The sequence below is a fragment of the Bacillus thuringiensis genome (assembly GCF_022095615.2).
In the GTDB taxonomy this organism is placed as follows: Bacteria; Bacillota; Bacilli; order Bacillales; family Bacillaceae_G; genus Bacillus_A; species Bacillus_A cereus_AG.
Genome location: NZ_CP155559.1, coordinates 2,654,853 through 2,668,428 on the forward strand (window position 1 = coordinate 2,654,853; position 13,576 = coordinate 2,668,428).

Sequence of the window (13,576 nt, forward strand, 5' to 3'; positions counted from 1 at the left end):
CATAGTTTTTGCATTATATAATTTATGCAAATCGAACTAGAGGAGGAATACATATGACGAATAAAGATCAATTAATTGTTTGTCGATGTGAAGAAGTTACATACGGTCAACTTCAATCGACTATTGCTGAATATAAATGCTCGGCAAGAGAATTAAAACTAAGAACACGTGCTGGCATGGGATTTTGCGGTGGCCGCACATGTAGAATGATGATAGATCGAATGATTGAAAGTGCAAATCCCGGCGTAACTACTAATGAAATCCCATTAAAATATCAACCACCAGTGCGTGCAGTTACTTTTGGATCGGTAGGTGAAAGTAAATGAGTAGAATTACACATCACCCTATTTTAGGGAGTTTAAATAGTAGTAAGCGCATCACTTTCCAATTTAACGGTCAACAATATGAAGCCTATGAACATGAAACGATTGCAGCCGCTTTACTTGCAAATGGAATAAGAACATTAAGAGTGCATGAAGATAGCGGGACACCACGAGGTATTTACTGCAATATTGGACATTGTTCTGAATGCCGCGTCAATGTAAATAGTCAAATGAACGTACGAGCATGCTTAACTGTTGTAGAAGATAATATGGTTGTGGAAAGTGGAAAACAGCACCCAAATATCGTGAGAGAGATGGTGAAAAAGCGATGAACGATGTCATTATTATCGGAGCTGGACCAGCGGGATTATCAGCCTCTATCTCTTGTGCTCGTTTTGGACTAAATGTACTTGTTATCGATGAATTTATGAAGCCTGGCGGAAGATTATTAGGACAATTACACCAAGAGCCTACTGGAGAATGGTGGAACGGAATAGAAGAATCGAAGCGACTTCGTGAAGAAGCAGAGTCACTTTCAGTTAATATTCGATGCGGTATTTCCGTCTATAATTTAGATAAAGATGAAAGTTCTTGGTACGTACATACGAATATCGGTACGTTAGACGCACCGTTCGTATTACTCGCTACTGGCGCTGCTGAGTACTCTATCCCCCTCCCTGGTTGGACACTTCCTGGAGTCATGTCGATTGGGGCAGCACAAGTCATGACGAATGTACATCGCGTTCAAGTAGGAAAAAAAGGAATCATTATTGGCGCTAACATTTTGTCATTCGCTATCTTAAATGAATTACAATTAGCCGGCATTAAAGTTGAACATATCGTACTTCCTGAAAAAAGTGAATTAAGTCAAAAGGCTGGTGAACCAGAAGAAGTTTTAAATTCTCTATTACATGCTGCACACCTTGCCCCATCGCCTTTATTACGTATAGGTAGTAAATTGATGAAATATAATTGGGCTAAACAAGCTGGATTAAGCTTCTATCCAAACAGCGGAATGAAAATAAACGGTACACCTCTTCACCTTCGAAAAGCAGCTCTTGAAATTATCGGAACAGATCAAGTTGAAGGTGTACGCGTTGCTAATCTTGATACGAAAGGAAACATCATTACTGAATCGGAACAAATATATGAAGCAGACTTCGTTTGTATTGCAGGCGGCTTATACCCTCTTGCTGAGCTAGCCGCTATAGCTGGCTGTCCTTTCCGTTACATCCCGGAATTAGGCGGGCACGTTCCTCTCCATTCTGAAACAATGGAAACCCCTCTGCCTGGTTTATTTGTAGCCGGTAATATAACTGGCATTGAAAGCGGGAAAATTGCAATGGCACAAGGAACTGTTGCTGGATATTCAATTGTAAAACAAGCAAATAAAAGATCCTATTCGGTTGAACAACTGTTGCAGCAGGCAATCCAACATGTACATGCCGTACGTCAACAAGCTACTATTCAATTTAACCCGATGATTGATGTCGGTAGACACAAAATGAATGAAATTTGGCGTGATTATTCCCTTGCATATGCACATACTAAAAAGAGCTGCTGAGATTACTCTCAACAGCTCTTTTTCCTACTCATTTGAGTTATTAAATTTCGCTAATGCGTAAATGCCTTCTTCATCATCTAATTCAAGCTGCAATCTTGCTGCAAATGAATTGACATTATATTCTCTGTCAAGCAATAAGCGTAGTGCTTCGATTAAGTTCGCTTGAATCAAAATTTGCTGGCGGCCATTTACCTCTACTTCAGCAGAGAAGCCATAGTCATCGTCGTACATTAGTTCAACTAAAACTTCTTCTGGACCAACTTGTCTTTTTTCAGCGATATATACGCAAAGCGCATTGATAAGTTCTTGTTCAGAAATTTTTATTGTTTCCATGCTACTTCATCTGCCTTTTTCTTACGTTGATCTTTGAAGTATTTAAATGCACGAACTGCTAACATTACGATACCAGCCATTACTAACATATTTACCATAAACGCTAATACAGAACCAAGAGCTCCCATATTTGCAAATAAGCTACCCATTAGTAAACCACCAAGACCACCTAGTAATAAACCTTTCATAAAGCTTCCTTTATTACTTTTTGGTGCTGTGTTTGTTGCTTTTGTTTTTGAATCTGGAGTCGTTTTTTGAGAATTTACATTTGAATCTTTTTTGTTTAAATCAACTTTTGATTTTTGACCTGAACTTGGTGTAAATGATTTTTTACCAGATTTGTAACTTTTCGCTGCCGCATGATCTACGAACATAAAGCTACTAGCCCCAAAAATCACCATGAATGCTGTCATTACTGCTACAAGTTTTTTCAACATATTATATCCATTCTCCTTTTATATAGATATATGTGAAATCTACCTTTCTAGTAAATTCAGAATGATAGATTTGTTTTTAAGAACATTTAAAGGTTCTTATGAACTCATTATATGAACTTTTGTCGAAATATGCAAGTATTATTTACTTCCAACAGTTTAGTGACAAAGGAAAAATTAAGCAAAACTGAATTGACTTTAAATGAAACAAAACATATTATAAGTTCATAAGAACTTTTTATTATTTTGGAGGTGAAAAGATGGAAACATTTCATCTCACACGAAACGAAATGGCAACCCTCCTTCTATCATTAAGAGGATGGAATACGAAAAAGCCTCTCGGTATTTTACAAGAAGCTTGGGCAAAGTCACATAAAAAAGATATTGAAAGCGGACAAAGCGTAACTGCTTTTATTACTACCGCACTTTCACCTATTTTCGAAAAACTGATTAAAATTGACGATACTGACGTCGGTTTTTCTTTAAATGAAATTGTCGCGCTCGGCAATCAGATCGAAAACACGAGTTTCTCTGTAACTGCTATGCAAAACTGGGTGAAACGAGATATAAAAGAAATGATTGGCTCTCCTCAAAAAGGGAAAAAATATTCAATTGAACAAGCAGCCTTACTATTCATTGTCGAAGATTTAAAAACAGCACTTGATTTTGAATCCATTCGTAAGTTATTACGCCTAATCGTTAATGACCCAGCCGATCGAAGTGATGATTTAATCAATCCTGTTCATTTATATGTAGCATATTCTTCTCTATTTGAAGAGCTTAACCAAGGGAACTGCCTACAACTAAATGCAACAGATACAGTTCATACAATTGAAAATATCGTAAAAGAAAAAGCTGATAAAATCGCAAGTCAATTCGATCAAATTAATAATGAACAACGCGAAGCAATTCGTAACGCCATTATTATTGCAACATTATCTGTGCATACCGCTTATGTACAAATGTTAGCGAAACGATACGTAACAGCAACGTTATTTTTACAAAATTTAGATGTGAAACCGTAAAAAAGGTTGTTATTTTTAAAAATCAAAACAAGCATACCCCTGACGTGTATTGAGTACAGGGGTATGCTTGTTTTGTTAGGTATTAATTACGAAAAAATATAATCACCTATTATAAATACTTAAATGGCCATTTCATTCTATTAAGTTTCGAACAGATTTTCTCGATAAATTTAATTCCTTCATCTTTGTAATTCTTTATAAATTTCAATTTGAGCTTTTGAACTATTAGCAAAATTTAACCAGCACTGCTTCACATTGCTTTTATTATCATTTACCAAAAGTTCAACAATATCTAAATGTGAAACATTAGTTGTTATCGGTTTATTTATACCATTAACTTTAGCACCTGATATATACTTAGCAATCTCAGGATTTAATGCAAAAGCAAAATCAATTACAGTAGCACCTTGCGGTAAGTTCATGGAATCTAACTTAGGAGTAAATACAACAATGTTATCTTGGAATAGTTCAAATGATATTAAATCATAAAATTCAATTGCATCTTGAGTTACTAAATCATTTGTCTTAATAAAATGATCCATCAATTTATGAATTATATTTTGCATATCTTTATCAGTTATACTTTTTGTAAGAATATGAAATACCCCTTTATGTCGTATCTCCTGATTTATTTTTGTTTCAATACATATCACTATTTCATGGTTATTGATCATCACTTTGGTCTTTAAGTATTGGTTTAATCCCTCACTTTCAATTGCTATATTATCTTCAAACTGATAAGGAATTGGTTTGTATAGTTGATGTATAACCCCTAATATTTTATAACAGTCTAAATTATTTGAGGTCGTGATAATTATTTTTGAAACTGCTGTAATCTCTTGACTATCTTGGAGACGGGAATAAGCTGTATAAATAGGACTTACTTCATATTCCACTTCAAACATTAAAGATGGATTTAGAAAATTATTTATATCTTGCATTATATTTTGAGACAAACTCTCTAATAACTTAACATAATTTTGTAAAAGTATTTTCATTCCTTTATATTTAGAATGATTAAGATACAAAAAACCTAACTCTTCTAATTCGTGCTGAATATGTAGTAGCCCTAGCCTTTTACAAATCGGAGCGAAAATTTTGAGTGTTTCATTTGCATAAGGAACTTGTTTCTTTACAGCTTTCACCTGTAAAGTTCTCATGTTATGGAGACGATCTATCACTTTTATAATAGCTACTCGTATATCTTCTTGTGTAGCTAACAATAACTTCTTTAAATTTATTGCTTCATACTCTTCTTTATTAGGGATTTGCTTTTTATCAATTTTAGTTAACCCTTCTACAATATCAGCCACTTTTCCACCGAATATATCATGTATATACTCAATTGTATAATCTGTATCTTCCACCACATCATGTAGTAATGCTGCAACTAAAGTTATAATATCTGCCTTACACTCTAACAAAATTTCTGTAACTGCAAATGGATGAGTAATATACGGCTCACCCGAAACGCGAAATTGTCCTTCATGAGCTTTCTCGGAAACTAATATAGCTTTAAATAATTCTTCTAATTCTGCTTTATGTAGATATGAGGCCTTTTCTAATAATTCCTTTTTCATATTTTCACCTTCATCATGTTAATTTTCTATAAAATTTTATTACCATTATAATTCGTTATTTGAAAGTGAAGTACCTGTCTAAGTGATAAGAGAATATTTATGTTTTTATTCTCCTTGAATTATTTTTAAATTTTTGAATCTATAAGCCAGCCTTTGAAATACTTTTGTTTCTATCCACCGAAGCATATCTCTATCCCAAATAAAAAATGGTCCATAAATTTGATTCGTTTTATGCATACATTCCCCTTCTCATTTTATAAATTAAAAGCCCCTATCATTTAAGGGGGGGTTCAATCTATTATCATCTTTATTCTCATTTACAAATGAGAAATTTTTAATAATCTTTTCATTATCTCTTCATGAAAACCGGGCTTATATGCTTTACTATAATACGTATGAGAGACACAAAAGAATTGAAATAGCAATCACCTATATAAATAAGGTATAATCTACATATGGTGAACCTTTTATATAGTTAAATAAAGGGGCATATATTCAAAAATTCATAAATTAGAAGGTGCAACAATGGTAAGTAGTTTTATTCACTCAGTTTTAACGTTTTTTGAAGGATTAGGTTATTGGGGCATTATGCTTGGACTTATGATTGAAATTATTCCAAGTGAAATTGTCCTTGCTTATGCAGGTTACTTAGTATTCAACGGTAGTATCTCATTTATAGGCGCAGTTGTATTTGGTACAATTGGCGGTGTTATTGCCCAAATCTTTATTTATTGGATTGGACGATACGGTGGGCGACCTATACTAGAACGTTACGGAAAATATATTTTCATTCATAAAAAACAAATAGATGCAGCTGAAAATTGGTTTAATCGTTACGGAACTGGCGTAATTTTTACAGCACGCTTTATTCCAGTAGTACGCCATGCAATTTCAATTCCTGCTGGTATTACAAAAATGTCATTCCTACGTTTCACTACATTAACAGCACTCGCAATCATCCCTTGGTCTATCATTTTCATTTACTTAGGTGAAAAATTAGGTGAAAATTGGGAGAATATTAACGATGTTGCGGGACCGTATGTGAAATCTTTTGCAATTGGTGGCGTCGTACTTATTCTTTTATACTTCGTTATAAAAAAATGGACAAAAAAGCGTAAAAATCTTGCGTAAAAATATAAATAAAAACCGCTATACATTCATTCAGAATTATAGCGGTTTTTATTTTACTACTGACTATCCTTTAGAAATTACATTCAAATCCTTTCATCTAATATTTACGTGGATAAGCAACAATTCACTCACTCATTTCGTATGTTATCTCAAAAAGGAGTGATTTTACTATGCATTGGCAGCAAAAGCTACCGTACTTAATTGGACGCCCGATAGGCATTTCCTTTATCAATGGGCAAGGTACTTCTGGTGTATTATGTTCAGTACATGATGGTCAATTATATGTGTATGAATACCTTTACCAAGCTCAGTTCGCAATGAAACATTATGATTTTAGACAAATTCAAGATATACATGCCTTTCCGAATTGTCCACATCAAAATCCTCTATACTAAAAAAAGGAACAGCTTATAGCCGTTCCTTTTTATTCGTTTTTATTTCTCAGCATAAAAGTTTTGCACTGCTTCATCAAAGTAAATCCAGCCTTTCCAACCTAAATGAATTGTATCCTTTAAGAAATACTTATCATATTCATGGCCAGAGAAATCGACTACTGGATATCCTGCTTTCTCAACTTGTTCCCGAACTTTTTTATAATACACTTCTCGGCGTTCTTTAGGGAAACCAGCGTAATCATACCATGGTCCATTTACAGGTACAGAAATAAAGAGCGGCTTAACATTTTTCTCTTTAAAAATATTTAAAACAATTTGTAAGTCATCATATTCTGGTGATTCTTCATACGATTCATTTGCTCTAAAGTTTTTTAAACCTTTTAGTTTTTTCTTAAAATTATTCTTATGATAATACGGATTTTCAATTCCGAATGTGTTTGTAGTAGATTCCGCTTTCCCTTCTTCCTCCGCATGTTTACGTGCATCTACCCAAGAAATTGAACGTAGTCCCATATTTGTTTTTTCTTTCATCGGCTCAATCTTAAATAAGGAGTTAAATAAATCTCTATGATCTAAAATATTTCGATGCATATAAGCGATTGGTTTGACTAAACCTGCTTTTATGTTATGTTTCGTATCGTTATATACAATTCCTTCCAAAGAATTTTTTAATATATCATCTTCTTGAACAACTTTATAATCTAATAGTCGTTTCGCGATTTGTTTCTTCATTTCAAATTTTATTTCATCATTAAAAATAAAATGATATGCTTGTTGTTTGGAGAAATTGTTTGTAAAATCCCCCTGTGATACCCCAGTCTTTGTAAACCATTGTGGCGAAAGAACAAAGACGACTTTTTTCCCTTCCAACTCATCCAATGTTGACGTCATATTTAAAATGTGAGCCAAACTTTGTGTACCACCAGTTCCAATTAAAAATGGTGTAAAACCTGCCGGATTTACTTTGAAATAATTAGACGGATGATATGCATCCATTCGTAAAAATTCAGATGAACCATACATCGGTAAATACTGCGAATTCTCTAACATTTTTTGCTGTAAGAAAACACTTTGTAATTTTTCTTTTTGTAAGGAAGTTGCCGCATCTTCTACCTTCTTATCACTAATAAGTGATACTAAACTTTTCGATGGGATGAGTATGATAATGAAAAAAAGCACACACGCTAAAATTATAGGTCCAAAAGCATGCTTCATTTTCATCGTCTCTTCCTCTTTCTATCGCTATTAAATTGTAACCCTTGTTTTTGACACGTCATCTTTTTCTCCTTTTTCTCTATACATGTTCCATTCTATTTATCTATTATATACATGTATGTATTTCTTTCCTTGTTCTATTAAGTACTATATAAATAGTTCAAGAAAATGTTTCCATAGAAACACGTTAATTATACAAGATTCTACATACATTTCACACTGGAATTTTACTAATAATTTTATTTTTAAGACATGAAAAAATATATAAAATGTCTATAATCCATCAGGTGATATATTTTACATTATGTAAAGTATATTTTCCTCATTTCTCGTACCATTTTATAATACTTGTATATATGGCGCTAGCAGAAAAGAAGGATAGTCTTTTCCCTACTCTTCTTCGTTTGTCTTTGCAGTACTTGATCTTATTAATTATCATATTCAGCTTTCTTATGATAATCTCTTTGATATTCGTTATCTACTAAATACTAAGAAATTTAAACAAGCGTGTATTAGCAAAGATCTCAATCATTTTGACCACAGTAGAAAGGAGACGCTATAGCATCTCCTTTGTGTTACTATCCTTTTGAATTCAGTATCATATAGTAGTAGATAAATCGAATTTAGAAAAAACTATCTAATATACATAGAACCAGGTACAGACATTAAATAATAGAAAAAGACTCCGATTATTCCACTAGTAAAAATAATAAATCCCATATTGCGTATGCCTTTAATTTTTGACTGTAAACCTATAACCCCTGATAGTAGACCCGTTAAAGAAAATAGGATCCAGTATAGTTCGGTTGGGATATCAAGATATTGACTCCCCTCAACGCCAAGCCCCCAAAAAATATAAGGCAGTACGACAAAGGAAACACTGAGTAATCCCATAATACTCACGAGTAGTTTATGATATTTGGCCCCTGTTATTATTAAGTAAATCCCACCCGCAAATCCGCATAATACGAGATAAGGTGAGTATAGAATCCAAAGAAGACTTAAGATGAGCATATGTAAATTCCTCCTATTTATTTTGGGTCATTGTAGTCTATTGATTTTCTGAATCTGCTGCTAATTTTTCAAGGTGACCAAGTGATTCTTCTAAATCAAACGAGTTAAACCAACGATAATCTTGTTTATCTAAAATACGATAATGCTGACTAATTAGATTTTGTTGTAAACGAAAGTTCCCTTTTTCTTGAATCTGTTTCCACCAGACTTTTCCTCCCAGTGTTTTCTGTTTGGCGTTGTTCATGCTTTTATGTGCTATAGTTGCAATGACTACTAATGGATCATCTCCTAGACTAGACTGTAAAACTTCGCTGTCCCTAAACAATGCACAAATTGCTACGGTATTGGTCCATCCTGCATTTGTTCGTCCCTTCTCAATTTGAACAAGCGTTTTTTTTGAAATACCAAGAACTTCAGCCATTTTTTCCTGTGTGTATCCTTTTTCCGTACGAATTAACTTTATTCTTGTTGATATGAGTTCGATTGTAAGCTCTTTATTCAATTCTCTCACCCCTGAAAAGTAACTTATGTATTATTTAGTGTAATTTTACACTATTCCTATTTTGTTATCAACCCATTTTTTTACGTTCACTTTTGTTATTTTAATACAATAAAATAAATCCTCATGAACAATCTTTTTTGTACCTATTACTTTCTTTTCTTCTAACATAAGCATCCTGCCCCTTCAATCGCTTTTTACAGACTGGTAAATTATAACTTGGACTATTCATTTAACTTTAAATAAAAAAACAGACTGTCACACATGTGCAGTCTGTTTTTTTATACTTTTATTTTTGTACATCTGCCCATTTTAAACTTGTAGCTGGACCGAATTGATGTACATATAAATCTTTCACATATGGCCTTTGTAAGTATGATAATCCACGCTGGAATACCGGTACAATTACTGCGTCATCCAGTAACATTTTTTCAGCATCTTGCATTGCTTTCCAACGAGCTGTTTCATCATTGCCTAATTCTGTTTTAATCTTCTTAATTAACGCATCATATTCTGGATTTGCATATTCTGTATTATTCACACTGCTTCCAGAAAGGAATACTTCTAAGTAAGTCATTGGATCTGGATAATCCGGTAACCAGCGTGATAATGACATTTCATATTCTTTCTTTTTCTCTAGCGCTAGTTTTTGCGTATGTGGTTGTAATTTCACATTTACCTTTAATCCTGGTAAGTTTTTCTCCAGCTCTTCTTTAATATATTCTCCTACTTTTTTGAAGTTTTCTAAGTCATAGTTTAATAACTCAAGCGTCACTTCATTTGTACCTGTCTCTTGCTTCGCCTTTTCCCAATATTCTTTCGCCTGTTTTACATCAGTCTTATTAAATTCACCTGTCGTACTTCTAAAATCTTTTTTATCTGGCCCCTTTAAGAATCCTTTTGGTACGTAATAGTTTGCAGCAACCGAACCATCATTTAAAAATGAAGTCGCAAGACCTTTCTTATCAAACACTGTACTTAGCGCAAGCCTTGCGTTTTTATTTTTAAGAATTGGTACATTTTCATTGAATCGGAAGAAGTACATAACCGGATCTGTATATTGTTTTAACTCTTTATTATTTTTATATTTATCTACGAATTCTGTTGAAATGACCGCTCTATCAACTTTATCTGTTTCATATAAATTTACCGCAGTTGAAATTTCTTTAACAATTTGATAGTTTACTTCATCTAACTTCACTTCTTTTTTACCCCAATACTTATCGTTTTTCTTCATTGTAAAACTCGCTTCATGCTTCCACTCAGATAATGTAAATGGCCCATTATATACCGCTTTATTTGCTTCTAATCCGTATTTATCGCCTTGTTCTTTCGCATATTTTTCGTTAATTGGATAGAAAGATGGTAAAATAAGTAGTTTCGTAAAATACGGTACAGGATGTTCTAGCTCTACGACGAATGTTTTATCATCCTTCGCTTTCACGCCTAATTCATCTAGACCTAGTTGTTTTTTATTTATCTTCTCAGCATTTTTTACATCGTACGCAATGTATGCATATTGAGAAGCGGTATCTGGATTAATCAATTGCTTCCAAGCGTATACGTAATCATGAGCGGTTACTGGATCCCCGTTAGACCATTTCGCATCACGCAATTGGAATGTATATGTCTTTCCATCTTTACTCACTTCATATTTTTGTGCACCGGCTTCAATTACTTCATCATTTTTCGATAGACGGAATAGTCCTTCCATTACGTTATTTAAAACGTTAAACGAGACCGCATCTGTTACTTTCCCTGAATTTAACGACGGAATTTCACCAGTTTCTAGTAACTGTAATACTTTCTTCTCATCTTTCGGCTTTGTTGCAGTTTTTTCTTTTGCGCAACCAACTAAAAATGAAGAGACTAATAGAGTACTAACTAATGAGTAACGAACAACTTTTTTCATTTAAAAACCCCCCTCTTTTTTTAAGGTAAGTAACGACGAGCTCCAGCGTATTCTTCTATATAACCTGGTGTATTTAGCGGTATAATCTCTACCGATCTTTCAGCTCTCGGTGAGTGAATCATATTTCCATCACCAATATACATAGCAACATGGTGAACACTACCTTTTCCTTGATTATGTGCAAAGAAGATTAAATCGCCTTTTTGTAAATTTTCTTTATCAACTGCAACTCCATTTCTCGATTGCGGACCAGAATCTCGCGGAATAGTAATACCGTGTGACTTATAAATTGTATGTGTAAATCCAGAGCAATCAAATCCAAAACCACTTGTACCAGCCCATATATACGGTAATCCTAAAAACATTTTTCCAGTGTTTATTAAATCATCAGCCGCCGGAGTTGGAATATCATTTTGCGAACGGTAAACCGTCCCATCATTTTTTCGTAGCCAAGCTTTCTGTCCGTTTGGTAACAACACGCGGTATGAAATTGTATCTTCACTAAGTAGCGGCAGCCGCGTATTATAACTCACTTCAAGCGATTTATGTTTTTCAGAAGGATTAATATACAAAATGGCTGTCGGTTTCGTTACTAAAACGAAAGGGTCGTTTGTTTTATCTGCAAATTCTTGATTATATGTTAATTGTTTTTCAGGCATCCAACCTGGATAACCTTCTTCATTTCGTGGTGTTGGCTGGCCATGGACTAGCACTTTCACCCAGTCACCTTTTTTATCAACAACCGTTACTTCTTGACCTAATAACGCTTGCGTTTCTAATTTATTTGCATTTGTTAACCAAAGTTTCTCATCAAGCGTCATTGATTTTGTCCACTTCCACAAATCAGCTGGATTTGTAGCACTCGGTGCATCAATTGGCCGTAATGAATCAGGTGCAGTCCAAAGTGTTGCGGCAGATACATCGATAAACGCTTTACTATCTTTCTTCTCTTCAGCATGTGCTGATGTGAACGATGAAAATATAAATAAAGTTGTTAAAAATACAGTTCCTACTTTTTTCATAAATATCCCCCTTAAAAGATAGTTTACTAGTCTCTTCTCCTAAGATTTACTATTCACTGTCGATTGAAGGTTTACCTTTGATCCAGAATACGTCATTCCTTCTGGTTCTTCCATTAACCAAAGTGGTGCATCTAGATCGAAGTAATAAATATTAGGATGTGCAGCAGCTAAATGGGCTACAGCACTAACAGAAAGTGAAGATTCCATCATACTACCGACCATACATTTTACACCTGCTGTTTCGGCGATATCTGCAATACGCCACGCTTCACGTATGCCACCACACTTCATTAATTTAATGTTTAGCAAGTCTGCATATCCTCCTTGAACGATTTTCAATGCATCACTCGCTGAAAATATACTTTCATCTGCCATAATGGGCGTTTGTACATGATCTTTGACATACTTTAGCCCATCCCAATCTTTCGCATGAACAGGTTGTTCAATAAATTCGATGTTTAAATTACGATGTTCCATCTCTTTAATGATCGTAACCGCTTCTTTTGGATTCCACCCTTGATTTGCATCTAATCGTAACGTCGTATTTTTTGGTACACTATTTCGAATTGCTTCAATACGTTCTAAATCTAAATGAGCAGATTTTCCCACTTTAATTTTTAAAGTTTGAAATCCTTTTTCTACATGTTGCTTTGCCTCTTTTGCCATAATAAAAGGCTCATCTACACTCACCGTAATATCTGTATGAATTTCTTTCTTCCCGCCTAATAATGCGTAAAGTGGAACGTTTTGATATTGACAATATACATCATATAAAGCGATATCTATCGCCGCTTTCGCACTTGGATTTCCAATACAACTCATTTGAATGCGCTGCAGTAACTGCTGAAACTGAATGATCTCTTGACCAATTAAACAGGAACGCATCGGCCCTAAAATTGCTGCTTCAATCCCGTTAGCGAAATCCCCCGTAATAACTGGTGTTGCGGCTGCAGCCCCCTTGCCAACAATTCCTTCATCCGTATGAATATATACATCTATACTTTCTATTTCGGTTACGGTACGAAGCGCCGTTTTAAACGGTGTATGAAGATTTACACGTCTACGATTTACTTTTACATCGGTAATTTTCATATTGTTCATCCTTTCGTTGTCTGACAAAGTGGAACCT

General features: G+C 34.2%; 17 protein-coding genes. 6 read left to right on the forward strand and 11 right to left on the reverse strand.

Translation table 11 applies throughout. The features are described from left to right. Nucleotides 1-53 precede the first annotated feature (53 nt). The 3 genes from KZZ19_RS13755 to KZZ19_RS13765 are packed head-to-tail and all read left to right on the forward strand — an operon-like array spanning nucleotide 54 to nucleotide 1,887. Entirely contained in the window at nucleotides 54-326 is a 273-nt protein-coding gene (locus KZZ19_RS13755) for a (2Fe-2S)-binding protein (protein WP_088096663.1), read from the forward strand. Beyond that, nucleotides 323-655: a (2Fe-2S)-binding protein gene (locus KZZ19_RS13760; protein ID WP_088096664.1), complete on the forward strand. Its 333-nt coding sequence runs from the start codon at nucleotides 323-325 to the stop codon at nucleotides 653-655. Before KZZ19_RS13755 ends, KZZ19_RS13760 begins: the two co-directional genes overlap by 4 nt. Continuing rightward, the gene (locus tag KZZ19_RS13765; protein WP_237980260.1) at nucleotides 652-1,887 is read left to right on the forward strand and encodes an NAD(P)/FAD-dependent oxidoreductase; all 1,236 of its coding nucleotides are present in this window, start codon (nucleotides 652-654) and stop codon (nucleotides 1,885-1,887) included. The genes KZZ19_RS13760 and KZZ19_RS13765 overlap by 4 nt, the downstream gene beginning before the upstream one ends. 24 nt (nucleotides 1,888-1,911) lie before the next feature. Here KZZ19_RS13765 and KZZ19_RS13770 read toward each other — a convergent pair whose 3' ends face one another. Both KZZ19_RS13770 and KZZ19_RS13775 read right to left on the reverse strand, forming a co-directional pair. After that, entirely contained in the window at nucleotides 1,912-2,220 is a 309-nt protein-coding gene (locus tag KZZ19_RS13770) for a YxcD family protein (protein WP_088096666.1), read from the reverse strand. Then, entirely contained in the window at nucleotides 2,208-2,657 is a 450-nt protein-coding gene (locus KZZ19_RS13775; protein ID WP_000914478.1) for a hypothetical protein, read from the reverse strand. The genes KZZ19_RS13770 and KZZ19_RS13775 overlap by 13 nt, the downstream gene beginning before the upstream one ends. 257 nt (nucleotides 2,658-2,914) lie before the next feature. Between KZZ19_RS13775 and KZZ19_RS13780 the strand changes: the two genes are divergently transcribed. After that, entirely contained in the window at nucleotides 2,915-3,679 is a 765-nt protein-coding gene (locus KZZ19_RS13780) for a DUF1836 domain-containing protein (RefSeq protein ID WP_088096667.1), read from the forward strand. Nucleotides 3,680-3,858: 179 nt separating this feature from the next. On the opposite strand, the gene KZZ19_RS13785 is transcribed toward KZZ19_RS13780, so the two are convergent. Then, entirely contained in the window at nucleotides 3,859-5,259 is a 1,401-nt protein-coding gene (locus tag KZZ19_RS13785) for an HD domain-containing protein (protein WP_237980258.1), read from the reverse strand. Nucleotides 5,260-5,364: 105 nt separating this feature from the next. Further along, a complete protein-coding gene (locus tag KZZ19_RS13790; RefSeq protein WP_255260244.1) occupies nucleotides 5,365-5,496 on the reverse strand; it encodes a hypothetical protein in 132 nt (43 codons plus the stop codon). Between the two features lie 288 nt (nucleotides 5,497-5,784). On the opposite strand from KZZ19_RS13790, the gene KZZ19_RS13795 reads away from it, so the two are divergent. Next, nucleotides 5,785-6,390, forward strand: a complete 606-nt coding sequence (locus tag KZZ19_RS13795) for a DedA family protein (protein ID WP_088096669.1) — start codon at nucleotides 5,785-5,787, stop codon at nucleotides 6,388-6,390. Nucleotides 6,391-6,560: 170 nt separating this feature from the next. Beyond that, entirely contained in the window at nucleotides 6,561-6,785 is a 225-nt protein-coding gene (locus KZZ19_RS13800; RefSeq protein ID WP_237980256.1) for a hypothetical protein, read from the forward strand. 39 nt (nucleotides 6,786-6,824) lie between these two features. Here KZZ19_RS13800 and dltD read toward each other — a convergent pair whose 3' ends face one another. From dltD to KZZ19_RS13835, 7 genes are all read right to left on the reverse strand, one after another. Continuing rightward, a complete protein-coding gene (dltD, locus tag KZZ19_RS13805; protein WP_088096671.1) occupies nucleotides 6,825-8,006 on the reverse strand; it encodes a D-alanyl-lipoteichoic acid biosynthesis protein DltD in 1,182 nt (393 codons plus the stop codon). A 627-nt stretch (nucleotides 8,007-8,633) separates the two neighbouring features. Further along, nucleotides 8,634-9,014 carry a hypothetical protein gene (locus tag KZZ19_RS13810; RefSeq protein WP_002120023.1) on the reverse strand — a complete coding sequence of 127 codons (381 nt, stop codon included), beginning with the start codon at nucleotides 9,012-9,014 and terminating at the stop codon, nucleotides 8,634-8,636. 37 nt (nucleotides 9,015-9,051) lie between these two features. Beyond that, nucleotides 9,052-9,516, reverse strand: coding sequence for a helix-turn-helix transcriptional regulator (locus KZZ19_RS13815; protein WP_237980254.1), 465 nt, complete (start codon nucleotides 9,514-9,516; stop codon nucleotides 9,052-9,054). A 45-nt stretch (nucleotides 9,517-9,561) separates the two neighbouring features. After that, nucleotides 9,562-9,684, reverse strand: a complete 123-nt coding sequence (locus KZZ19_RS13820; RefSeq protein WP_265413020.1) for a hypothetical protein — start codon at nucleotides 9,682-9,684, stop codon at nucleotides 9,562-9,564. A 118-nt stretch (nucleotides 9,685-9,802) separates the two neighbouring features. Beyond that, nucleotides 9,803-11,425, reverse strand: a complete 1,623-nt coding sequence (locus KZZ19_RS13825) for a peptide ABC transporter substrate-binding protein (RefSeq protein ID WP_237980253.1) — start codon at nucleotides 11,423-11,425, stop codon at nucleotides 9,803-9,805. A gap of 20 nt (nucleotides 11,426-11,445) precedes the next feature. Then, complete coding sequence (locus KZZ19_RS13830; protein WP_237980251.1) at nucleotides 11,446-12,447, reverse strand: C40 family peptidase; 1,002 nt, start codon at nucleotides 12,445-12,447, stop codon at nucleotides 11,446-11,448. 39 nt (nucleotides 12,448-12,486) lie between these two features. Continuing rightward, nucleotides 12,487-13,548 (reverse strand): dipeptide epimerase, encoded by a 1,062-nt coding sequence (locus KZZ19_RS13835; RefSeq protein ID WP_237980249.1) that lies wholly within the window; start codon nucleotides 13,546-13,548, stop codon nucleotides 12,487-12,489. Between the last annotated feature and the right edge of the window lie 28 nt (nucleotides 13,549-13,576).